This window comes from Pontibacter ummariensis (assembly GCF_900188175.1).
GTDB classification, from domain to species: domain Bacteria; phylum Bacteroidota; class Bacteroidia; order Cytophagales; family Hymenobacteraceae; genus Pontibacter; species Pontibacter ummariensis.
In genome coordinates this window covers 24,842-47,982 of sequence record NZ_FZOQ01000009.1, presented here as the reverse complement: position 1 = coordinate 47,982, position 23,141 = coordinate 24,842, and the positions used below count along the sequence as shown (strand labels likewise).

Below are 23,141 nucleotides of genomic sequence, written 5' to 3'. Positions count from 1 at the left end.
GACCCTCACAGCGCCCTTGGTAGTGCCTTTTTTGTGAAAATAGCAAATAATGTTTGGTTTTCTCATATTAATTTCGTATAATATAGTAAATCAAGAGATTAAGCATTCCCAGACAGGAAACCGAAGCCTCATATCGTCTCTCCACAAGGAGAGCCCTGTGGCAGTTACTAGCTTGTAAACGCCCAGGCTTCACCTACAAATGCTCCCCTGCGCTGCTCAACCTTTGCTTTTAGCCGAAGACAGTCTGAATGTAACCTGGCGCTGATGGTGCTTCCTTGTTGTTGGGGTGCTGAGAAACATATTTTAATACTAAAAACAAAATATATGCTATACACGCAAAAAGAAACACAGGACTACGACACCTATGCAGAACAAATTGTCCATTACGCGGAAAGATCAGGATTTGAAGATATAAAAGCTGACTTCAATGGATATGACAGCCCGGCTTCTTTAACCATGGTTAACCGGGGCTTAAAGCTCACCCCTGACTTTACAGCAAAACGCGGCGATAACAAGTACTATTTTGAGTTAGTTGTGAAAGACAAAGACGAAGAGGACCAAAGCAGGTTGGTGAGCAAATGGAAGGCACTGGAGTCGATTGCAAAGATGAAAGGTGGTAAACTCAGGCTCTTCGTACCGCATGGCAGTTACAAGTATGCGGCAGACTTGATTCAGAGCCATGATATAGATGCGCAGCTGATGAAAATGTCGGATCTGTAAGCGATACTCCTCTGTTAAGGTCACCCGTGAAGCGAAACAAGAAGAAGTATTTTCTGCTCAGAGGGTACTTAGAAAGCCTGTTCAAACAGAGCAGGCGCATGCCCCAACTTCATTTTTACGAAAATGCAAAATTATACAGAAAGAGCCGGCCTCAATTGGCCGGCTCTTTCTGCTTTCCTGGGGCTATGGGGTGTTCAACTGAAAAATGGTGGCTACACCGATCCGGAAGCCTAGCTCCTGAAACTGGTGGTCTTTAAAGGAAGCAGCTGCTTCGAGGCGCAGGAACCGGAACACGTTGTCCAGTGCGTACCCTAGTTCATAGTAATGTGGTGATTTACTTGTTTTAAGGTAGTTGAAAAAGATGTTTTCCTTTAAGCCTGCAAAGCGCACTTCGGGGATCTGAGTTAACAGGAATTTACGGAACTTATAATGGGTGTGCCCGGAGAAGTAGCTGCTATTGGAGCTGTACTGGTAGTAGTCCAGCAAGCGGAAAGAGCCGGCGGGCTTCAGGCTGCTCAGGATGGTGCGGTTGCCATCAAAATGCTCGTAATCCATAAAGTACAGGCTGTTGCTATTCAGGAAAGTACCGCCACGCAGCTCAAATTCCAGACGGCCGCGCGCACCGAAGGAGAAAGCATGGTTAACGCCTGCTTCAACCTGGTCGAAGTCCACGTCGCTGCCTGCCACCTTGGCTATTCCTTTCCTATACTGCAACAGCAGCTCGGGGGAGCGGTCCAGGAGCGGTGTTTTTGTGCCATTGTATACGCTGTAGCTAGCACCAGGCCTGTAACTAAGGTTTACCTGCAGCATCAGCGCCTCGTGCCGGGGAAAACCAGTGTCGTCCAACTCAAAGTTATCCGGCAGGCTGGGGGAGAATTCCCGCTCGTCTGAGTAAAAAAGGCTGTAGTCGATGTGGTTGTACACCTGGCTTCTTCTTGCCCACTCCAGGCTGCCGCTTAGTTCTAGGAAGGGGTTGGGCTTGTACGCAAAGCCGGCTTTGGCATACTTCTTTTCATAGAGCTTCATGTAGTTTCGCCGAAACAGGACAGTACTCAGCGTGTTGATGTGCGGATGAATCGGGTCTTCTTCATTGAACTGCGCTACAAAATTGCCCCCTTCCAGGAACAACTCCCGGGAGTTCTCCCCGCTTTTTACCTTGTGCGCAACGCGGGCCTTTGCATAGAAGTCCTCGCTGGCAAAGCCGTACCGCAGGGTAGGCCTTACTTCAAAACTGCGTCGCAGGCTATCGTACTGGTGTTTTAGCTTCGCGCTAAGGTTCACGTTTACGCCTTCCACTGTGTTGTAGTACGCCTGGGCCAGAGTTGGTGCAAGCTGCAGCCGCGTACGGGGCGACAAGTTATAGCCGCCCCCGAGGAGAAGGTGCGAAGGCTTGAACTTTCCTTTCCTGATCACATGGGTAGAGTCTTTGCCTGTCAGGCGTGCCGCGTGTACCTGAGCCAGTGAGTCGTCGCGCTGGTAGCCGCTTACCTCTTTCGGCGTAAGGGGGACCGGCCGGATAGCGGCCCAGTAAGTGGAGTCGCGGCGGGTGGCCAGGCTGTCAATCGTAAAGTTCCTTTCACGGGCTACTTTCGGCTCCGCTTGTTCCTTCAGCGCCTCTTTTTCATACTGCACCATCATCTGGCGGAACTGCTTGCGCGTGACCTTATCTTGCGTAGCCAATTGCTCTATCACCTTATCTGCTTCGGAAGGCTTGGTGGCGGCCACCGCTTTGGGTACATCCTCTACCTTTTCGTCTATAATTTCCGGTGTGGTAAGCAGGTCTTTGTTCAGCACCACCTTGTAATCACTACAAGAGGCCAGGAAGTTAAATTGTCCGCCAAAGCCCATGATCTTCCCGGAGAACTTGTAACGGTGCGTTACAGGCATCCAGACAGATGGCGCAACCTCGGCGAAGTTTTGCTTCACTGTGATGGGGAAGCCCATCAGGTGCACCTTCAGGTCCAGGCTGTGGATAGCCCACTCGTGCTCAATGATGTAGATGTACCCATCAAAAACATTGTCTCCTCTGGAGCGGGGCGTCACCTTTATCTTGTTCACCTCTGCAGCACCTTCCCGGAAGCTGCCTTCGTACTGAAACTTATAGTAGGCAAAAGCCGCACGGGACAAAGGGGATACTGCCTCTACTATTTGATCGTTGTAAAAGCTCTGGTGAATGAAACCGGAGGGAGAGGGAGACCCTTTGTCGTCGCCGGTCGTACGAATGGATACCACCTTTTCCTCTACTTTATTCGGCTGTGTAAACTTGATGATGCTAACTGATTCTTTCGTGTAAGCCTCGTTTAACTTAACGCCCTCCTCCTTTAACTTATTCTTCAAAAAGAAAGGCGCATCTGTCAGCTCTCCGGTGCCTTTGATGTACACCCGCATCTGGTAGCTGTCGTACTGCAGCAGGTGGTATTTCCGCTTGGCGATTGCCTTCCGCATAATGGTGTAAGCCGGGTCTTCTCCCTTGCCTCTTACCTGTACCTCCTTCAGCGCGTAGCCCTGCTCCGTTAGCGTGTACTGCTGGTCCAGCCATCCGTTTTTGATGTCCACCTGTTTTTCCTGCGCCTTATACCCGATGTACTGTACCACCACCTTGTGCGGGCCGGGAGGAAGCTTGATCTCAAACTGTCCGTTCGCGTTGGTCGAGGCGCCATTGTTCAGGTCCGTGATGTAGATGGATGCAAAGGGGAGCGCTTCTCCCTTGCTGTTCCTGACCGTGCCGCGGATGCCCTGCGCCAGCAGGGGAATTTGTACCAGGAGGAGGCATGCCACCCCCACAAGTTTTAAGGAAAGATGCTTCATGCAGTTGTTCTCAAGCATGGTGTAAGGGTTTGTTGTCTGGTAAACGGGGTATTATGCCCTTTACTTCAAGCCTGCACCGGCAAGTGGCATAACCAATACTTGTACAATGCGGGCTAATATTAGCAGGAATAAGTGAAAGCAGACCTATATGCCAGGAAAAATCATTGGTTAAACCTTGTTTAGGTTTAGGATGCCCTTTTGGGACAAATGGTTGCATCGGAGTTGATCTTTTGCCGCCTTTGGTGGCCTTTGCCGGTGTGTTTAGAGAAGAGGTGCTTGGCTGGTGTTGTGGCAGCCACAGTTAACGGAAAGCAGGAGAGGAGCTGTTGAACAGGATGTTTTAGGCGAACAAAGACAAAAAGGCTGCCCTGCAACAGGAACAGCCTTTTATAACAGCCAATGTATTAAACTTATACCTCTTATACGGTAATGGGTACAAAGGTTATAGCGAACCAATGCGATAGTGGTCAAAGTTCTGGTCCGACTCCCATTGCCTGAACTTCACGATCTCTTTCTGGAAGGTGTCCATGAACCAGGCCATCAGGCTGATGTCATCCAATATGCCCAGGGCTGGTAAAAAGTCCGGGATTATGTCCAGCGGGGAGACGAAGTACAGCAACACCGCCACTCCGATGACGAGGGACTTTGTGGCAACGTTGCGGTAGTCGCCGTTCATGTAAGCCTTCACTAGCCGGATAAAGGTTTGCATATAATCCTTTACCTGGTCAAAACCACTTGCCGTGCTTTCGGTGTTTACTAACTTTTTATAAGCAGTGGTGAGCATGAGGCCCATTTTCAGGGGCTTGGCGAACAGGCCGCTTGCCTTGCCCATGAACTTTTTAAAAAGCGGGTTCTGAGAGTAGACAAGGCCTTTATGTATCCAATCGTTTAGCATATCTCTTGTTATTTATTCCAATTATTCTCCTGTACGTGAGCCTAGGCGTATTGGGTGCTTTGGCCGCGGTTACAGTTCTTTTGGCAAGTATACTTAAACTAAAATATTTATGGCTACTCGCTTGTTTCCTTGCTCAAAGGTCCTTTAAATTGGACATGTTATCATAACGATAGTACAAGCTTGAATCAATTCGCCGTGTTAAAAAAAACGAAGCTGAAGTACCTGGTGCTTATAACACTGCCACTGGTTTTGGCAGTACTGCTTGGGGCAACCTACCTCTTGCCTACTGTGCTCCTGATAGAGCACGCTGCCGTGCTTGAGGCTGAACCGGAGGAGGTGTACCCCCTCCTGAGCAACCCGATGGAATGGGAGAAGTGGAGCGTCCGTAACAAAACAGAAGACCCCACCATGATCCACCTTTACGGTGGACCAATGGCTGGCGTAGGGGCCAGGATGCAGTGGAGTGGGGATAAAGTGGGCAATGGCCAGCTAATCTTTACAGAAGAAACGAGTCCCAGTGCTTTAACTTACCTGCAGACAGAGGAGAGCGATACCAACCAAATTACCGGAACCTTTACCCTGGCGGCTACGAGGGGGGGCACTAAAATCGTGTGGCGGCAGCAGGCCAACTATGGCACCAGCCCCCTAAACCGGGTAAAGGGCCTGCTGCTGCGATACAAAAGGGAGAGGGAACTGGAGGCCGGCTTAGCAGGCCTTAAAACATTGTTGAAAAACAACAGTAAGAAAAGCCTTACCAATTCTAAAAAAGCTTATGCCACTTCACGTTAACAAGCCAACCCCAGAGGAATATCCTTCCATGTACCAGCCTTACATGGACCAACTGCCCGCAAACGAAGAGATCCTGCCATTGATGGAGAAGCAGGTGAAGGACCTGCGGGACTTGTTACAGGACCTGCCGGACGAACGGGCAGCGGAAGGTTACGCAGCGGGCAAGTGGTCGGTAAAGGAGCTGTTACAGCACTTAGTCGACTCTGAACGTATCTTTGGCTACCGCGCGCTTTGCTTTAGCCGTGGTGAGGAGACTCCGCTCCCGGGCTATGACGAAAACAAGTACGTCACTACCTCGCAGGCGAATAGCAGAACACTGAAAGACATCCTGGACGAATATGAACTGGTACGGCGTTCGAACCTGGCGATGTTCCAAAGCTTTAAAGAGAAGATGCTGGATAAAACGGGCATTGCCAGTGGCCGTCGCTTGTCCTTGAGAGGGTTGATTTACCTTATAGCAGCACATGAACGGCATCACCTCAATATTTTAAAGGATAGGTATTTGCAGCATCATCAGTAGTTATTTCCGAAGGCGAAATGTAACACCAATGGCGCAGCCTGATAGCGGCTACGGAAGACAACGGTTGCCTGATACAGGCGATAGCAGCGGGCCTGCCTATACTCACTGGTTCTTGGTATAGCCTAGCTTGTCTATTGTTTGTTGTTCACACGAACCTACTGTTGTTTCATCTTTTTGTCGAGCGCATGAACCATTCAGCCGCTTTGCTGGTGTTTTCCCTGCTCTGCCACCGGCGAAAGCAGTGTCAGCCTTTGCTGCTGCAGGAGGCATAAAACAGAAAGGAGGTCATCTTACTGTGACCTCCCTTCTATTTTATGCTGTCTTACAGTAACTCGTTGGCCAGGTTAGCCAGCTCGGAGCGCTCTCCTTTTAGTAAGCGGACGTGGGCGTAGAGCGGATGATTCTTGGCCCTGTCAATCAGGTAGGAGAGCCCGTTGCTCTGGGAATCCAGGTAAGGGGTGTCGATCTGGTAAATGTCTCCCGTAAAAATGATCTTTGTGTTTTCGCCCGCCCGGGAGATAATGGTCTTCACTTCATGCGGCGTCAGGTTCTGTGCCTCGTCCACTATAAAGAAAATGTTAGACAGGCTACGGCCACGGATATAAGCCAGGGGAGTGATCACCAGCTTCTCGAGGTCCACCATATCGCGCAGCTTCTGGTACTCCTTGCTGGTTTCCGGGAACTGATTCTGAATATACTTCAGGTTATCCCACAACGGCTCCATGTAGGGGTTCAGCTTCGACTTAATGTCTCCTGGCAAATAGCCAATGTCCTTGTTGCTGAGTGGCACGACAGGGCGCGCCAGATAAATCTGTTTGTACTCGCGGCGTTGCTCAATGGCGGAGGCCAGGGCCAACAGGGTTTTACCTGTACCGGCCACCCCCTGTATCGAGATCAGCTTGATCTGGGGGTTGAGCAGGGCGTGCAAGGCAAAGGCCTGCTCGGCATTGCGTGGCTTTACGCCAAAGGCTGTCTGCTTGTCTACCCGCTCCAATTGCTTTTCGGCAGCGTTGTAAAAGGATAATACCGAGTTCTTGAAACTTTTGAGAATAAAGAAGTGGTTGTCTGCTGGCGGCGTCTGCAGGACTTTTTCGGGCTCACAGTGCCCCGTCTCATAAAGCTCATTAATGATTTGTGCCGGCACGTCCTCTACCGTATCGTTTCCGGTATAGAGTTCTCCCACATCCTGTATTTTGCCGGTCTCGTAATCTTCTGCCGTCATGTTCAGCGCTCTGGCCTTCAGGCGCAGGTTAATGTCTTTGGTTACCAGGATGACCTTGCAGTCGGGCTTTTCCTGTTGCAAACGGAGGGCAGCATTCAGGATGCGGTGGTCGTTTTTCGTGCCAAAGATGTTTACCGCGTTTACCTCTGCCGCCTCATTCATCAAGACCTTAAAGTAGCCTTTGTTCTTTCCGTTTAGCGGGAGCCATTCCTGCAGGCGGTGCTCCGACGAGAGCTTGTCGATAAAGCGGATAAACTCACGTGCCTCAAAGTTCTTAATGTCGTTTCCTTTCTTAAAATTGTCGAGTTCCTCCAGCACGGTGATCGGAATGGCTACGTCGTGTTCCTGGAAGTTCTGGATGGCACTATGGTCATACAGGATCACAGAAGTATCCAGCACGAAAACCTTTTTTAAGTTCTCCTCTGCGGCTTTAGGGCTTGCCTTAGGTGCTCTTTTGGACTTTCCGTTAGTAGCTACTTTCAAATGAGGGGTACTGGCTTTAGGGGCTTTGGGGGTAGGAGTGGCCATAAGCTTCGGGTTTAGGGTGAAACAGGGTATTGGCTCTATCGGTATTGCTTTGATTCCTGACTAAGGAAAGATTTATATTGTTTACGATATATTTCAATCGGTGGCTAAATACGCCTTCCTGTTTTTGAAGGATTTTGGTGGCGTATACAGCATGAGATGCTATACGGCTTCATACCTGTCTGTTATAAAGTTGCTTACGTTTGGCGTGCCTGTAAACTAATATTTTAGTTATTAAAAAGATTTCATACCTTCATATCACTGCAGTTATGTATACAAAAGCCGTTGCCCATGAAAGCACTCTTCCTGATAATGGTCCTGCAGTTTTGCCTGCCGCTTGTGCCACAGGCGAAACAGAAGCCGAAAAAGGGTTTCCTATTTTTCAGAATGAATCGCTTTGACAAAGCGGGGGAGTACCATGGCCGGTGGAAAGTTTTTTTCGGAGACGACGAAGCGCTTATACACAAAGGCAGGTACAGGCACGGGACAGCAGTGGGTACCTGGAAGTACTACTACCCAAGCGGTGTCCTGTACATGAAAGAAAAGTACAGCCGGCAGAGTAACCTGATCAGGGTCCAGATTTTCCACGAGAACGGAGAATTAGCCAAAGAGGGGAATGCCCGCATGAGTAACAGTTCCACAGTAGAACATTACTATTGGTTCGGCGACTGGAAGGTGTATGACGCGCAGGGGGATTACTCCCACACAGAACTATACGAAGGGGGTAATCTGGTCGGTAAGAAGTAACAGAGCCACAGCATCATGCTGCGACGCTGTTTTTTAGCTTAAGGTATAGTAATATTCCTTTTCTTTATCGTGCAGGCGAAGGTAGCCGTGCAGGACCAGTTTAACTAAGATGCGATAGGCGCGCCGCTCGGAGAGGTTCCCAAGTTTCATGTACTGCCGCAGCGTGATGCGGGGATTCTTTTCTAAGTAGTCCAGTACCGAGTGCTCGTGACGGTCCAGGGGCAAGCGCTCCAACTGGTTTTGCTCCTCCTCTTCCTGTGCAAGTACTTTATTCACCATCTTGCTTGTCTGCACGCTGGTATCCTTTACCCGTACATAGCCCCGCCAGTCATCTTCCTTTACTTTTGCAAAGTGCGGCTTGGTGGAACTCTCCGGGATAATTACTTTCAGGACGGTACGCTTATCCTCTTCTATCTCTTCATAGAGTAACTGTACCGGAGGGTCGCAGTAAAAGTCCGCGGCCTGCTGGAGGGTATGTTTCTCTTCTTCCGGATCTACGCCGCTGATCGTCCCATTGTCTTTTACCCCTACTAGCAACACGCCGCCGCGGGTATTGGCAAACGATACCAGGGTGCGGGCTATTTTTTCAGGTTGATTAATGCGCTGTTTAAAATCTACCGCGTCATTTTCGCCTCTCAAAATCAGGCGCTGTAGTTCTTCATCCATAGGTATGCTTGTATAACAGCAGCACAAAAGGATTGTAAGTGCCGCAGCAGTGAATTAAGTGCTGCTCTACTCATAGCACATACTCAAAAACCGTACTACAGTTAGGGGCAGGCACAAAAAAAGCGAGCCTTTCGAGCCCGCTTTTGCACTTGTATATAAAACGACTTCGCTTAGAAAGGCAGGTCGTTGTCGGCATCGCTGCTGTAAAAAGAGGGAGCATCTGGCTGAGCAGGAGCACCAGCGGGAGAACCGTAATTGTTGGCGGCTGGCTCTAGTCTCCACGCCTGCAAGTTGGTGAAGTACATGGTGGTACCGTTCTTTGTGAAGGGTTTACCGGTCAGGTTAAACGTTACCTTTACTTCATCACCGTTTTTGTAAGCGTCAAGCAGGCTGCACTTATCCTGCGTCAGCTGAAACTTTACGTATTGAGTATAAGAACCATCAGGAATCTCAAGCACAAACTCACGCTTTCTGAATTTGTCACTTACCTGCTGCTCCTCAAATAACTCGTACAGCTTTCCTTGGATATCAAACGACATAATTACTTTTTTTAATGGTTATAGTTAGAACAAAGATAACCATTTTTCTGCTGAAAAGGGTCCATTAGAAGCCTTTCTCGGCCCAAAATTTATACTGCTTTTCAGGCCTGTAAAAACAGCCCCGCGCAAGGCGGCGTACCTAGGAGCAGGCCCAAACTTTAGATGAAATGAAGAATATTGCGATTGCCATACACGGGGGAGCAGGCACGATCACAAAGAAAAACCTGACCCCGGAGCAGGACAAAGCTTATCGGGCAGGTCTGCAGGAGGCAGTAACGGCTGGGCACGGGTTGCTGGCAGCAGGGGGTAGCGCCCTGGATGCAGTAGACCTCGCTGTAACCCTGTTAGAGGACAACCCCTTGTTCAATGCCGGGCGGGGATCTGTATTTACAAAGGAAGGGAAGCATGAGATGGATGCCGCTATCATGTGCGGCAATACTTTGGAAGCAGGGGCTGTGGCCGGGGTACGAAGTGTGAAGAACCCCATCAAACTGGCACGGGCCGTGTTGGAGCACTCCGATCACGTGATGCTGAGTGGCTACGGGGCCGAGGACTTTGCCCGTAACCATGGTCTGGCCTTTGCCCCGGAGGCTTACTTCTTTGATGCACACCGTTATAAGCAGTGGAGCGAGGTACGCGACTCTGCTGTTTTTATGCTGGACCACACCGAGCAGGTAGATGCGAAGTTCGGTACCGTGGGGGCGGTGGCCTTAGATCAAAACGGACATACCGCCGCAGCCACCTCTACGGGCGGTATGACGAACAAAAACTACAACCGTATCGGAGACACCCCTATCATTGGAGCCGGTACCTATGCCAATAACGCCACGTGTGCCATCTCCTGCACTGGCCACGGGGAGTATTTTATGCGCGCCGTCGTGGCTTATGACGTTTCCTGCCTCATAGAATATAAAGGCTTAAGCCTGCAGCAGGCCTGCGACGAAGTGGTCATGCAAAAGCTCGTTAGGTTTGGAGGGGAAGGGGGCCTCATTGCGCTAAACAAAGCAGGGGAGGTAGTGCTGTCCTTTAACTCCGAGGGGATGTACCGCGCCAGCAAAAAGAACGGGGAGCCCACCTTTGTAGGTATCTACAGGGAACAGTAGGGCCCTTTTGCCTTAGCGGTCCGCAGATTGTAGCTGCGCCAGATGGTAATCCTCTTCGCTACGGTAAAAGGTGCGGGAGGTGATGTCATAGAGGTTGCCTTTGGCCAGCACGTGCATCACCATGTTGTCAATGGCTACCGGACGGCCCTGCTCCACCTCGTTCACATTGGTATAACGGACCTCGTGCCCGTCAGCCACCACCACTAGATTAGAGCCAATCGTTTCGATCAGGCAACCATCCGTTATCAGCACCCCGGTATCCTCTCCCAGGCCGATGCCCACTGTTTTCGGATGCGTCACGACAGCCTCCATCAGGCGCCCGAAGCGGCCCCGGGTCACAAAGTGGGTATCGATGATCACGCCTTCGATCAGGCACAGCCCTTGTCCTATCTTTACAGATCCGCGCAGCAGCGACTCCGGGGCGCTTCCCCCTTTGATCATCACTTTAGACATGGCCATGGCGCCTGCGCTGGTGCCGGCAATCACGAAGTCCTCGTTCCAGTAACGGTGCTTGAGCACCTCCAACAGCTCGGTGTTCAGGAACATGCGTGTAATTCGTGCCTGATCTCCTCCGCTGAACATCACGCCGTCTGCTTTCCGGATACGCTCCAGGTATTCTGGTAGCCGGGCGTCTTCTTCATTCCGAATGTGCATCAGGTGCACGTTTTCGATCCCTAATATGCCAAAGGCGCTGGCGTAGCGCTGCCCCACCTCCTCTGGTATCATAGAAGCGGTTGTAATTACTTCGATGTGTGGCCTTTTGGCCTGAATTTCCTGCAGGAAGCGCTTGAGTATCCCCAACTCAAAAAAGTCCAGGTAGTACTTCTTCTTCGATTTAGGGTTAGGGTAGGAGCCCTTGTCTTCGTTACCGCCTACAGCAATAAGTTTTCCTTTTGGTATGTCCACAGGTAAACAGCTTTTCTTTCTTCTTTTCTTTTAGCGTCCCTTTTCAGAAACTTCTAAACTAAGAGTACCCCTTTCGGCCGATTTCGTTTCATTTTAAAAGCGGCAAAAGGCCTGGGACAGGGCTTTTATTGCCACTATATATAAAAGGTTATATTGTTGAATACTGTTGCTAAGTCAAAAGGCCGGTTTACTAATAAAAAGTTATAGAATTAAACTCAGGCAGGGGTGTGCCGTATAGAAGTGCACAAGCTTAATAACAAACAGAATTTTTAAACGCGTAACCTTTCCAAGCTATGAAACTTAATAATTTAAAAGACCTTTTGATCCACGAACTGAAAGATATCTATAGTGCAGAACAGCAGATCACGAAGGCATTACCTAAGATGATAGACGCCTGTTCATCCGAGAAACTAAAAGGTGCTTTCCAGGATCACCTACAGGTGACCCAAAAGCAGATTGAGCGCCTGGACATGGTGTTTGAAAAATTGGGTGAGAAGTCTTCTGGCGAGAAATGCAAAGCGATGGAAGGCATTATCCGGGAGTGTGAGTCCATGATGAATGAAAGGGCTGACGCTAGTGTGATGGATGCCGCCCTTATTGCCTGCGCCCAGCGGGTAGAGCACTACGAGATCGCTGCGTACGGTACCGTATGTACCTATGCGAAGGAACTGGGTATGAAAGACGTCCTGGATCAATTGCTCCGAACACTCGACGAAGAGAAAGCGACAGACCAACGACTGACGATTATTGCCGAGGAGGCAGTAAACATGAGAGCCGAACGGTAACATCGCTTTAAAGTGATATTGGAAAGGCTCTGTACCTTCGCCTGGCTCTCCAAGCGGGTAGGAAGGTTACAGAGCTTTTCACTTGGTCATAAACAGAAAGGGCTGCTAAAAAAGCAGCCCTTTCTGTTTTCTGTTTACTTCAGCAGTTCATCTAAGGTAACGGTAGACACGGCATGGTAATTAGGCCTTGCCTTGGCATAAATGGCCAGTGCCTTTTTCTTGCCCTCCGGTGTGGCGATGAGCGCCTTGTAAATAGGGACCAGGAATTTGCGGCGGCCTACCTTTGTCAGGAAAGCCTCCAGAGCCTGGTCTGCTGTCGTATAATTGTTCCGGATGGCGTGCAGGAACCAGGCAGCCAGCACCTCGGAGTTGCCGGAGTTGGTGAAGTTGAACGCCCTGTCCAGTTCTGCCATCTGTTGCTGCGTCATGCTCTCAGGCAGCATCCGGATAAAATGCAGCCATTCGTGGCTCGACCAGTCTTTGGTGTCCAGTTGTGCGGCAGGTTTTCCGCTTATCCAGCTCTGAAAGGCTTCCTCCACTTGGGCAAAGCGGGCAGAGGTCGGCTTTTGGAAGTCCTCCGGTAAGCCCGGGCTGTACACCCACCCTTCTATGTTGATCTTTTTAGCTAGTGCTTCGTCCCCCTGGATCAGCTCACTTCGCAGAAAGTCCAGAAACTTATCGGTATTGGTGCTTTGGAAGGCGAAGGTGCTAAAGTACTTGTTCAGGAAGGCATCGAAGCGCTCGCGGCCGACAGCCCGCTCGATGTTCCGCAGGAAAAAGTTACCTTTCTCGTACGCAATATCGGTCAGGCCCTCATCCGGGTCGCGGCCCTCCAGGTCCAGTTTCAGGCGGGTGTCTGCACTACCAGGCCCCAGGTCGTTGAGGGTGTTTGTCAGGTCCTGGTAGCCCAGCACCTGCAGCATGTCAGCGTATTCTTTGCCATAGAGTTCTTCCATGATACGGCGCTCGAAGTAAACGGTAAAGCCCTCGTTCAGCCAGAAGTCATTCCAGGTGGCATTGGTCACCAGGTTCCCGCTCCAGCTATGCGCCAGCTCATGGGCAATTAAACTTGTGAGGGATCGATCCTTTGCCAGCACGGTAGGCGTTACAAAGGTGAGGCGAGGGTTCTCCATGCCCCCGAAAGGGAACGATGGTGGTAGCACCAGCAAATCATAGCGGTCCCAGCGGTACTTGCCATAGAGTTTCTCTGCGGCCTCCAGCATTTTATCCAGCTCTGCGAACTCGTAAGCCGCTGCCTCTATCGTGGCAGGTTCCGCATAGATACCCGTTTGCGGTCCCACTTGCCGAAACACCAAATCCCCGACAGATAAGGCCATCAGGTAAGAGGGAATCGGCTGTTCCATCTCGAAGGTATATACGCCGGTGTTGTTTTTTTCTACCGGGTTTTCAGCACTCATCACGGCCAGCAGGTTTTCCGGTACTTTCACTTGCGCGTTATAGGTGATGCGGATTCCCGGACTGTCCTGAATCGGAATCCAGGTACGGGCGAGGATGGCCTGTGACTGTGTGAACAGGAACGGGTCTTTTTTACCTGCTGTCTGCTGCGGGTTCAGCCACTGCAGAGCAGCCGCATTGGGAGAGGTCTTGTATTGGATTGTTACTTTCTTCGTGTCAGGCTTTATGTCCACGATCAGCGGACGGCCCAGGTACTCCTTCGAGTCCCCCAGCCGGAAGGTGGTTTCCTCCATTTCCTCGCCCAGGAAAACCTTTTCTATCTCCAGGTCCCGCGTGTCGAAAATAATCTGGTCGGTGCCGGTCAGGTTCTCGATCTGGTAAGCCGCAGTGCCACTAAGAATTTTCTGGTCGAAGTTCACGTCCAGGTCCAGGTCCAGGTGGCGCGCAACGGCCTCCGTTGGCTTGGCGTAGCTGTGTGCATCGGCAGCGGCCATGGCTAAATCGCTTTGTGCTTGCGTCATCGTTTCATCGTCTTTTGTAGGTTGGGTAGAACAGGAGGCTAGCTGCAGGCTACCAGCCAGGCTGAGCCCGAGTAAGCAACGTTGGTACAATCTCATAGGTTAAGGCTTGGTCTTTAGGTTGTAAGTTAGGCATTATTGCCGAACCGGGAAACAGGGCTTTTACAGCACAGCCTGTGCCAAAACCAGCTGGCGCGAAATCATTAGTGCATGTAATATGTTAAGCAAAAGGAAAGCAGTGCCCTGTATCGCTCTCTCCGCGAAGCAGCAGGAGGGGAGTAAGCCACCTATAACATTTTGCACTGTTTTGTAGTACATAAAGGAACAATTCCTCACAACTGATGCGAGCAAGTCTTTTATTGTATAAATCTAATAAAACGCTTGGACTGCAAACTCTGAGATAAAAACTGCTGGCAAAGGAGGAAATGACCTTCACAAACGGATATACATATGATTTCAGATAGATGCAAATACTTAGATATACGGTTATGGGCCCTTATCGGGCTGTGGCTGTTGGCGAGCTGTAACCAGATAAATTCTGGAGGTGGAGACTTCGATCTTTCCAGCGCGTCAGAAGGAATTTTTGAAGGCAAAGCTTTGCCGCAGGCCTCCACCGATAGTGTTTTTGTGCAGCAGTACCTTAGCAAAGAGCCAGCGTTTAAGGAGCATGAGGACTTTATGTTTCTTTTCTATGGTGACCGTGACTACGAACTGGCCTGGTTTAAAGACAATGAGCTGGTGCCGCAGGTAGAGAAACTTTTTGCTACCATAGAAAGAGCTGATAAAGAAGGCTTAGATCCGGACGACTACCAGGTGGTAGACATAAAAAAGATGCTGGAAAAGTACAGCGAAATGGCCCCGCAGGACTCTGCCCGGCTGGACCTGCAACAGAAGATAGATGTAGCCCTGACTGCCTCCTACTTCAACTACGCCTCTGATTTTTACCGGGGGCGTGTTAATCCGCACGAAGACAACAATGTGCACTGGGATGTCAAGAAAAACAAGGTGAAGCTGCACAAGGCGCTGCAGACAATTCTGGAGGAGCGGGAGAGTACCTATCCCTACTACGAGTTTGAGGCGCTGCACGAAGGCTATATCAAGTTACGCGAAAAGCTACAGGAGTACCGGGACCTGCAGGCAAAGGGCGGCTGGCCTGTGATAAACCTGGCCGACAAGAAAAAGCTGGAGAAAGGGGATACTTCTGAACTTGTACTCAAGCTCCGGGAAAGACTGAATCCCGGTCAGCGCTTGACCCGCAGCGAAGACCCAGAGTTGCGCATATACGACGAAGAACTGGAAGAGCAGGTAAAGCGCTTTCAGCGGCTGCACGGCCTGAAGCAGGACGGTGTTGTGGGGGGCGCCACCCTGACGATGCTCAACGTACCCATAGAGGATAGGATCAGGCAGATCCAGATTAACATGGAGCGATGGCGCTGGCTCCCGAAGCGCCTGGTCCCCAAAAGCCTGGACCAACAGTTTATCTGGGTGAATATTCCCGAGTTTAAGATGTATGTCTACGAAGACCCGAACAACGACCCGGAGGCAGAGCGGAAGTACAAGGAGGTTATGAACATGAAGGTGATCGTGGGTAAGACCATGCACTCTACTCCGATCTTCAGCGATAAACTGGAGTACGTGGTGATGGCCCCGTACTGGAATGTACCGAACAGCATCGTTGCAAACGAGATCAAACCGCACATGCTGAAAAACCCAAGCTGGCTGGCCGAGCATGACATGGAGGTGGTGACGCGGGAAAGTAACCCCAGAACAGTTTCGCCTTATGCCATTAACTGGAGCAGTGTAACGGAAGACAATTTCACCTACCGCGTGCGGCAGCGACCAGGGCCTAACAACTCCCTGGGCATGATTAAATTTCTTTTCCCCAACCAGTATTCCGTATACCTGCACGACACGCCTGCCGACGTCCTGTTCCAGGAGACCAGCCGCGATTTTAGCCACGGCTGCGTACGGGTTGAGAAGCCCGTAGAACTGGCCAAGTATTTACTTGAAGGCATGCCCGAGTGGGATGAAAATAAAATACTTACCACCATGAAAGGCAAAGACGAGACCTGGATAACCCTTCCAAAACGCGTGCAGGTGTACATCGTATATTTTACATCCTGGGTAGATGATAAGGGTGAGATTCATTTTCTGCAGGACTTGTACGGACATGATCAAAGGCTGGAGCGGGAGTATTTCAGCTAAGAAAAATAAGCCTTGCTTTTCGGAAAGGCAGTACATTATGAAAAAGACTTTTTACATCGTGCTGGCTACGTTTCTCTTAGCCACTTACAGCTGTCAGCAGGCAGAAGAGGAGAATGTGGTGACAGAGGTAGCCCCTGCTGTAGTAGAGAATGTGCCCGTGGAAGAGGAGCCGGACACTACTCTGCAACCCGTAGAGGAACTTATTCTGCATGCCGTGGGGAATACCCTCGAGGAGATCGCCTATGCGGAAGACACTTTGACAGTAAGTTCGGGAGCACTTGTGAAAATGGTGCTCGTGAATGAAGGAATAGACATGCCCATGGTACACAACGTGGTGTTTACCCAGCCAGGGGCTTACCAGGAGGTGGCCCTGGCGGCTGAGGAAGTAGGCGCATCGGGGAATTACGTGCCTGACATGCCCTTGGTAGTGGCGGCTTCGCCCATGGCCCTTCCCGGGCAAACGGTGGAGCTGAACTTTACCGCGCCTACTGAGCCGGGGGCTTATGACTTTGTTTGTACCTACCCCGGCCATTGGAAGCTAATGCATGGCACGTTGCTGGTAGAAGAATAAAGCGAGCCAACTGGTGTACAGGTCTCCTTCTCAGGCAACAGCTACGCTGCCGGCGAGTTATAAAGCAAGAGGCTTGATTTGCGAGTAACCTCAAGTCGCCCTTTACATAGCAGTGATGCAAAGCAGGTGAGCGTAAATGACTCGCCTCTCTTATGTCGCATCCGAACGCACCTATCCTTCAGAAGATAGAAAGGCAGGCTACAAAGTAACCTGCCTTTCTTGCGAGCATGGTTCTCATACTTCGCTAACACCATATTATAACTAAACTAAACTCTAATCCTTTCGCATGAGGCGGTTCCAAAAGCTTTTCTGGATCTGCCTCTTTTGTCTTCGGCAGCTGTTTACCAGCCGCCTTACGATTACAAAGATGCACGCTTCTTCATCCCCTCACACTGACAAGGATCACTCGCTGCACTGACATTCATCATCTTTTAAGGCTGGCATCAGAAGTACTTTTGTATGAGAACCTTATAAGAAGATTGAGATGGATACCGCACTCCAAACCAATATTCAGACTTGTTACCACTGTGGCGATAGCTGTGTTGAAGAGCTCATTGTAGCACATGAGAAAGCGTTTTGCTGCGCCGGTTGTAAAAACGTCTACGAACTGCTGGAGGAAAACAACCTCTGTACTTACTATAGTTTTGAGCAAAGCCCTGGCACTACAGCAAAAAGAGCTGCCGCACTGTCCCGTTTTGCTTACCTGGATGATGCTGGCGTAGAAGCACAGCTCATTAACTTCAAGAACGACACTATCTGCAAACTGACCTTTTACATTCCGCAGATGCATTGCAGCTCCTGCATCTGGCTGCTGGAAAACCTGTTTAAGCTGAATGCGGGAGTGTCTGAGTCGACGGTCAACTTCCTGCGCAAGGAGGTGTCGATAACCTATTTCCACCAGAAGACGACCCTGCGCGAAGTCGTGCAGCTCCTGGCCCAGATCGGCTATGAGCCTGCGATAACGCTAGCCGATACAGACGGAAAAAAGGAAAAGAAGAAAAGCAACAGCCTCATCTTTAAACTAGGTGTGGCTGGTTTCTGCTTTGGGAACGTGATGCTGTTGGCCTTCCCGGATTACCTGGCCTTGGGGGAGGAAGTACAACGCGACTACGGGAAGTTTTTTGGCTACCTGAGCCTCTTGCTTTCCCTGCCTGTTTTCTTCTACAGCGCTCAGGGCTTTTTCGTGTCAGCCATACAGGGTATCCGGCAGCGCATGGTCAACATCGACCTGCCCATTGCCACCGGCTTGCTGGCTCTGTTCTGTGTCAGTGTGTACCAGATCGTAACAGGTACAGGCCCCGGTTACCTCGACTCCTTTACCGGACTTGTTTTCTTTATGCTGATCGGTAAGTATTTTCAGCAGAAGAGCTACGATACCCTTTCTTTTGACAGAGACTATACCTCTTACTTCCCGGTATCTGTTACCGTGCTGAAGGAGAACGGGGAGGAGGAATCGGTAGCGGTGCGTAACCTGAAAGTTGGGAACCGCATCCGCATTCGTAACCAGGAACTGATCCCGGCTGATGCCATCCTGCTGAGAGGCAGCGCCATGATCGACTACAGTTTCGTGTCCGGGGAGTCCGAGCCTGTAGAGAAAGTGGTGGGTGAAGTAATCTATGCCGGGGGGCGCCAGGTAGGCGAGAGTGTGGAGCTGGAGGTAGTGAAGGAAGTATCTCAAGGCTACCTGACACAACTCTGGAATGATACGGTGTTCTCTAAAAACGAGGAGCAGACCATGGAGACCTACGCGAACGTAGCGGGTAAATGGTTTATCATCGTCACGTTAATTGTGGCCGCTGGTGCCCTGGCTTACTGGGTACCGCGCGACATCAGCATGGCCATGAAAGCCTTTACCTCGGTTCTCATCATTGCTTGCCCTTGCGCTTTGTCCTTGTCTACGCCTTTTGTGCATGGCAACACGCTGCGCATCTTCGGGAAGAACAAGTTCTACCTTAAAAACACGGCAGTAGTAGAAACGTTGGCAAAGATCGATACAGTGGTTTTTGATAAAACCGGTACCTTGACGGAGCCTAGCGCGGCAGAACTAACCTATAGCGGCAAAGCTCTAACACGAGAGCAGGAGCGGCTGATCAGGTCTGTATTGCAGCACTCCACGCACCCCCTGAGCCAGCGTATTTTTCAGCATTTGAAAGGGGAGACCCTAGAGGTGCAGGATTTTAAAGAAGTGGCCGGGAAAGGAATTTCCGGAGAGGTAGAGGGCGTACTGGTTCGCCTTGGTTCTGCTTCATACATAGGTGTTAACACCGATAAAGTTAAAGACACGCTTAAAACAACGGTTTATGTATCGTTGAACGGGAAAGTCCTGGGGTACTATACCTTTTTTAATGTGTACCGTGAAGGGCTGAAAGAAGTGCTACAACAGTTAAAAGGCAGTAAAATAGCTGTACTCTCAGGGGATAATGACCACGAGGAGGCCCGTTTGCGGGAGTTGCTGGGCAAGGAGGCTGAGCTGAACTTTAACCAGTCGCCGGTGCAGAAGCTGGAGTACATACAGCACCTGAAAAAGCAACACCGTCATGTGCTGATGGTAGGGGATGGCCTGAATGATGCGGGGGCTTTAAAACAGAGCGATGCCGGTGTTGCCCTCACAAACAGCATCACCAATTTCTCTCCTTCCTGCGACGCTATCCTGGACGCCACGGCTTTTGACAAACTGAGCAAGTTCCTGGGCTTCTCCAAGAAGACGATGAACATTATCCTGGCCAGTTTCGCAGTATCGCTGCTATACAACGTGGTAGGCTTAACCCTGGCTGTACAGGGGCTGTTCACACCAATCATCTCTGCCGTCCTGATGCCGATCAGCTCCATCAGTGTGATTCTGTTCGCCACCCTGTCGGTGCGTTTTGCCGCGAAAAAGGCAGGCTTATAAGAAAGAAGGGACTTCAAAGCGTGCGCAGCTCCTGTGCGTGTCTGAGGAGCTAAGAGTTAAAGCTGTTCCGTGATTCTTGAAGACATGAGAGAACATGGGGCAGTATTAATCGAGTTCATGACTTAAAATGATCTAGCCATGTTTATCATATTCCTATTAATTGGTATCAGCGTTACAGTGGCTTCCGGCTTTCTGCTCGCCTTTCTGTGGGCCGTTAAATCCGGGCAGTACGAGGACGATTATACCCCAGCCGTGCGCATGCTCTTCGAGAATGAGGCAACTAGCGGAAACAGCAAAGACAGTAGTAGAAAGTAAGGAGGCTTGAACAGTGGCTAACCCTTTGGTACACATGCCTGGATCTGCTTTGGGACAAGGCTGCGCATCAGACGTAGCGTTAGGCTGTTTTATACCCTCTAAACCTTCGGAAGAGGTAGGGTTATTTCATTCTAAAACTGTAGTGCTAAAGTAGCCATTGTCATTCTGTTAAGGAACCTGGTAGGAAAAGAGGGTCCTTTACCCCGCGAGGTTAAGCCATGACTACTGGCAAGGATACGAGGCCCTCTGTTAACAAGATATTTAACAGGATGACAAAAAGGAAGCATGAAACGGACCTGCTCTAAAGTAGGAATTCATGCGCCTGTAGTAGATGTCTGCACTTGAGCAGCAGGGACAAGTATATCCTATCCTCTAAGGTTATAGAAAAGCTTTGCTCCTCCAGCTGTCTTATCTAAATGACCTGTTTCGCGTTGCTCCCTCGGGGCCACCAATTTAATAAACAGTCTCATTCCCTATAAGTACCGCCCAGTTGGAGCTAGCGGGGCTTCTTACTAGCCAAATTGCATCATTTTCTCCTCAATTTCCTTGAATCCTCTCTTTTTAGCAGCCTTTGCTGACATCAATCATACCTAAAGGTGACCTGCATCATCTTTTCCGGCGGGGGTATTTAAGAATTTTGTAGAGCAGGAGAGGGAAACTAAGCCCAGCTCACCGAAAGACCTGCGCACTTGCTGGATTTGAGTGGAAAATCATCAAACAACCAATAGAAAAACTAAACAAAATGGAGGACACCGCACATGTCAACTAATGTAGAAGAAGTCTTAAAAACCTCCCCCGAACCGCTTATCCCAAAAGGGCCGGACAAGGGAGTGACCGACACGTTCTTTTATGACAACAAGATCGTTCGGGATTTTGGTATCGCCACGGTTTTCTGGGGTATCGCTGGGATGCTCATCGGGGTGATCATCGCCTTCCAGTTAGCAAACCCTGATGTAAACATGGGCACGCAGTACACCACGTTCGGTCGCGTTAGGCCCTTGCACACGAATGCAGTGATCTTTGCCTTTGTGGGCAACGCCATCTTTATGGGCGTATATTACTCGCTGCAGCGCCTGTGCAAAACGCGTATGTACAGCGATATGCTCAGCAAGATCAACTTCTGGGGGTGGCAGCTGATCATCCTGTCGGCAGTGATCACGCTTCCGCTTGGTATTACAACCTCAAAAGAGTATGCGGAGCTGGAATGGCCGATTGATATCGCGATTACCCTCATCTGGGTGGTGTTCGGCTGGAACATGTTCGGCACGATTGCCAAGCGTCGTGAGAAGCACCTGTACGTGGCCATCTGGTTCTACATCGCTACGTTCCTGACGGTGGCGGTACTGCACATTGTGAACTCTTACGAGATGCCGGTAAACTTCCTGAAGAGCTACTCAGGTTACGCTGGGGTGCAGGACGCGCTGGTGCAGTGGTGGTATGGCCACAATGCGGTAGCGTTCTTCCTGACCACGCCGTTCCTGGGCCTGATGTACTACTTCCTGCCTAAAGCAGCGAATCGCCCGGTATACTCTTACCGCCTGTCTATCATTCACTTCTGGTCCCTGATCTTTATTTATATCTGGGCTGGTCCACACCACTTGCTTTACACAGCTTTGCCAGACTGGGCACAGTCGCTGGGTGTGGTTTTCTCCGTGATGCTGATCGCGCCTAGCTGGGGCGGTATGATCAACGGCCTGCTTACCCTGCGTGGGGCCTGGGACAAGGTGCGAGTCGATCCTATCCTGAAGTTTATGGTAGTGGCTATTACAGCTTACGGTATGGCTACGTTCGAGGGGCCAATGCTGTCGCTGAAAAACGTGAACGCCATTGCCCACTTTACGGATTGGATTGTAGCGCACGTGCACGTTGGTGCCCTTGGCTGGAACGGCTTCCTGACTTTTGCCATGCTGTACTGGCTGTTCCCACGCCTGTATAAAACGCAACTACACTCAACTAAACTTGCGAATACACACTTCTGGCTGGGCACCCTGGGTATCCTGTTTTATGCCATCCCGATGTACTGGGCTGGCTTTACACAAGGCCTGATGTGGAAGCAGTTCTCAGAAGAAGGCATGCTGCTGTATCCTAACTTCCTGGAGACTGTACTGCAGATCGTGCCGATGTACTACATGCGTGGTGTGGGTGGCGTGCTGTACCTGAGCGGCGTGTTCCTGATGGTGTTCAACCTGTACAAGACGGCAAAAGCAGGCAAGTTGGTTGCCAACGAGCGTACAGAGGCGCCGGTGGTAGTTCCTTCCGCCAGCCTGAACGCAGGACACTGGCACAGCTGGATCGAAAAGCGTCCGACGCAGATGGCCATCTTCGCGACGATTGCTATCCTGATCGGTGGTCTGGTAGAGTTCATCCCGGCTTTCGTGATTAAGTCGAACGTGCCGACAATTGCCAGTGTAATGCCTTACACGTCACTGGAGTTGCAGGGCCGTGACCTCTACATCAAGGAAGGCTGTGTGAACTGCCATACCCAAATGGTTCGCCCTTTCCGGTCAGAAACAGAGCGCTACGGCGAGTATTCTAAAGCAGGTGAGTTCGTGTATGACCATAACTTCCTATGGGGTTCCAAGCGTACCGGTCCGGATTTGCACCGTGTCGGCGGCAAGTACCCGCACTCCTGGCACTACCACCACATGATGGACCCTACCGCTATGTCACCAGGCTCGATCATGCCGTCTTACCCTTGGCTTTTTGAGCAGGACATTGACCTGAGCACGACACAGGACAAACTGACGACGCTGAAAAAGCTGGGCGTACCTTACGAAGACAGCTACATCCAGAACGCAAATGAGGAGCTGATGAAGCAGGCAAATGAGATTACCACCCAGCTGGCTAAAGAAGGCCTGGAGGTAAGACCTGAGACGGAAATCGTTGCCCTGATCGCCTACCTGCAGCGCCTGGGCACGGACATCAAAGTAAAAACCGAGGAACAGTAAAACTGACAAAGGGGTAAGGCAAAAGAGTAAAGGCACCATTGTACAACAGTATA

General features: G+C 50.5%; 18 protein-coding genes. 11 read left to right on the top strand and 7 right to left on the bottom strand.

Annotated features, from left to right (window positions below; all coding sequences use genetic code 11):
• Positions 1-324 precede the first annotated feature (324 nt).
• Positions 325-720, top strand: a complete 396-nt coding sequence (locus tag CHB92_RS11175) for a hypothetical protein (protein WP_089319297.1) — start codon at positions 325-327, stop codon at positions 718-720.
• Between the two features lie 183 nt (positions 721-903).
• On the opposite strand, the gene CHB92_RS11170 is transcribed toward CHB92_RS11175, so the two are convergent.
• Together CHB92_RS11170 and CHB92_RS11165 are read right to left on the bottom strand one after the other, a co-directional pair.
• Complete coding sequence (locus CHB92_RS11170; protein WP_245842494.1) at positions 904-3,546, bottom strand: DUF5686 and carboxypeptidase regulatory-like domain-containing protein; 2,643 nt, start codon at positions 3,544-3,546, stop codon at positions 904-906.
• A 424-nt stretch (positions 3,547-3,970) separates the two neighbouring features.
• Positions 3,971-4,423, bottom strand: a complete 453-nt coding sequence (locus CHB92_RS11165) for a YkvA family protein (RefSeq protein ID WP_089319296.1) — start codon at positions 4,421-4,423, stop codon at positions 3,971-3,973.
• A 180-nt stretch (positions 4,424-4,603) separates the two neighbouring features.
• On the opposite strand from CHB92_RS11165, the gene CHB92_RS11160 reads away from it, so the two are divergent.
• Both CHB92_RS11160 and CHB92_RS11155 read left to right on the top strand, forming a co-directional pair.
• Complete coding sequence (locus tag CHB92_RS11160) at positions 4,604-5,212, top strand: SRPBCC family protein (protein WP_179223018.1); 609 nt, start codon at positions 4,604-4,606, stop codon at positions 5,210-5,212.
• Positions 5,196-5,732 (top strand): DinB family protein, encoded by a 537-nt coding sequence (locus tag CHB92_RS11155; RefSeq protein ID WP_089319294.1) that lies wholly within the window; start codon positions 5,196-5,198, stop codon positions 5,730-5,732. The genes CHB92_RS11160 and CHB92_RS11155 overlap by 17 nt, the downstream gene beginning before the upstream one ends.
• A 322-nt stretch (positions 5,733-6,054) precedes the next feature.
• Here the strand turns inward: CHB92_RS11155 and CHB92_RS11150 are convergent, their stop codons facing one another.
• Positions 6,055-7,482 (bottom strand): PhoH family protein, encoded by a 1,428-nt coding sequence (locus tag CHB92_RS11150; RefSeq protein ID WP_089319293.1) that lies wholly within the window; start codon positions 7,480-7,482, stop codon positions 6,055-6,057.
• Between the two features lie 288 nt (positions 7,483-7,770).
• Here CHB92_RS11150 and CHB92_RS11145 point away from each other — a divergent pair, with 288 nt between their 5' ends.
• On the top strand, positions 7,771-8,226 hold the full coding sequence (locus tag CHB92_RS11145; RefSeq protein ID WP_089319292.1) for a toxin-antitoxin system YwqK family antitoxin: 456 nt from the start codon (positions 7,771-7,773) through the stop codon (positions 8,224-8,226).
• A 33-nt stretch (positions 8,227-8,259) separates the two neighbouring features.
• Here CHB92_RS11145 and CHB92_RS11140 read toward each other — a convergent pair whose 3' ends face one another.
• Both CHB92_RS11140 and CHB92_RS11135 read right to left on the bottom strand, forming a co-directional pair.
• On the bottom strand, positions 8,260-8,892 hold the full coding sequence (locus CHB92_RS11140; protein WP_089319291.1) for an RNA-binding domain-containing protein: 633 nt from the start codon (positions 8,890-8,892) through the stop codon (positions 8,260-8,262).
• Between the two features lie 170 nt (positions 8,893-9,062).
• Positions 9,063-9,431 (bottom strand): DUF3127 domain-containing protein, encoded by a 369-nt coding sequence (locus CHB92_RS11135; protein WP_089319290.1) that lies wholly within the window; start codon positions 9,429-9,431, stop codon positions 9,063-9,065.
• Between the two features lie 167 nt (positions 9,432-9,598).
• Between CHB92_RS11135 and CHB92_RS11130 the strand changes: the two genes are divergently transcribed.
• The gene (locus CHB92_RS11130; RefSeq protein WP_089319289.1) at positions 9,599-10,534 is read left to right on the top strand and encodes an isoaspartyl peptidase/L-asparaginase family protein; all 936 of its coding nucleotides are present in this window, start codon (positions 9,599-9,601) and stop codon (positions 10,532-10,534) included.
• A gap of 12 nt (positions 10,535-10,546) precedes the next feature.
• Here the strand turns inward: CHB92_RS11130 and CHB92_RS11125 are convergent, their stop codons facing one another.
• A complete protein-coding gene (locus CHB92_RS11125; RefSeq protein ID WP_089319288.1) occupies positions 10,547-11,440 on the bottom strand; it encodes a cyanophycinase in 894 nt (297 codons plus the stop codon).
• Between the two features lie 293 nt (positions 11,441-11,733).
• Here CHB92_RS11125 and CHB92_RS11120 point away from each other — a divergent pair, with 293 nt between their 5' ends.
• The gene (locus CHB92_RS11120; protein ID WP_089319287.1) at positions 11,734-12,225 is read left to right on the top strand and encodes a YciE/YciF ferroxidase family protein; all 492 of its coding nucleotides are present in this window, start codon (positions 11,734-11,736) and stop codon (positions 12,223-12,225) included.
• Between the two features lie 134 nt (positions 12,226-12,359).
• Here the strand turns inward: CHB92_RS11120 and CHB92_RS11115 are convergent, their stop codons facing one another.
• Entirely contained in the window at positions 12,360-14,258 is a 1,899-nt protein-coding gene (locus tag CHB92_RS11115; protein ID WP_245842493.1) for a M1 family metallopeptidase, read from the bottom strand.
• 351 nt (positions 14,259-14,609) lie between these two features.
• Here CHB92_RS11115 and CHB92_RS11110 point away from each other — a divergent pair, with 351 nt between their 5' ends.
• From CHB92_RS11110 to ccoN, 5 genes are all read left to right on the top strand, one after another.
• On the top strand, positions 14,610-16,364 hold the full coding sequence (locus CHB92_RS11110; RefSeq protein ID WP_089319285.1) for a L,D-transpeptidase family protein: 1,755 nt from the start codon (positions 14,610-14,612) through the stop codon (positions 16,362-16,364).
• A 37-nt stretch (positions 16,365-16,401) separates the two neighbouring features.
• Positions 16,402-16,935, top strand: a complete 534-nt coding sequence (locus CHB92_RS11105) for a plastocyanin/azurin family copper-binding protein (RefSeq protein WP_179223017.1) — start codon at positions 16,402-16,404, stop codon at positions 16,933-16,935.
• Between the two features lie 484 nt (positions 16,936-17,419).
• On the top strand, positions 17,420-19,825 hold the full coding sequence (locus tag CHB92_RS11100) for a heavy metal translocating P-type ATPase (RefSeq protein ID WP_089319283.1): 2,406 nt from the start codon (positions 17,420-17,422) through the stop codon (positions 19,823-19,825).
• Positions 19,826-19,963: 138 nt separating this feature from the next.
• Complete coding sequence (gene ccoS, locus CHB92_RS11095) at positions 19,964-20,140, top strand: cbb3-type cytochrome oxidase assembly protein CcoS (RefSeq protein ID WP_089319282.1); 177 nt, start codon at positions 19,964-19,966, stop codon at positions 20,138-20,140.
• Positions 20,141-20,898: 758 nt separating this feature from the next.
• Positions 20,899-23,088, top strand: coding sequence for a cytochrome-c oxidase, cbb3-type subunit I (gene ccoN, locus CHB92_RS11090; protein WP_245842492.1), 2,190 nt, complete (start codon positions 20,899-20,901; stop codon positions 23,086-23,088).
• Positions 23,089-23,141: the final 53 nt, after the last annotated feature.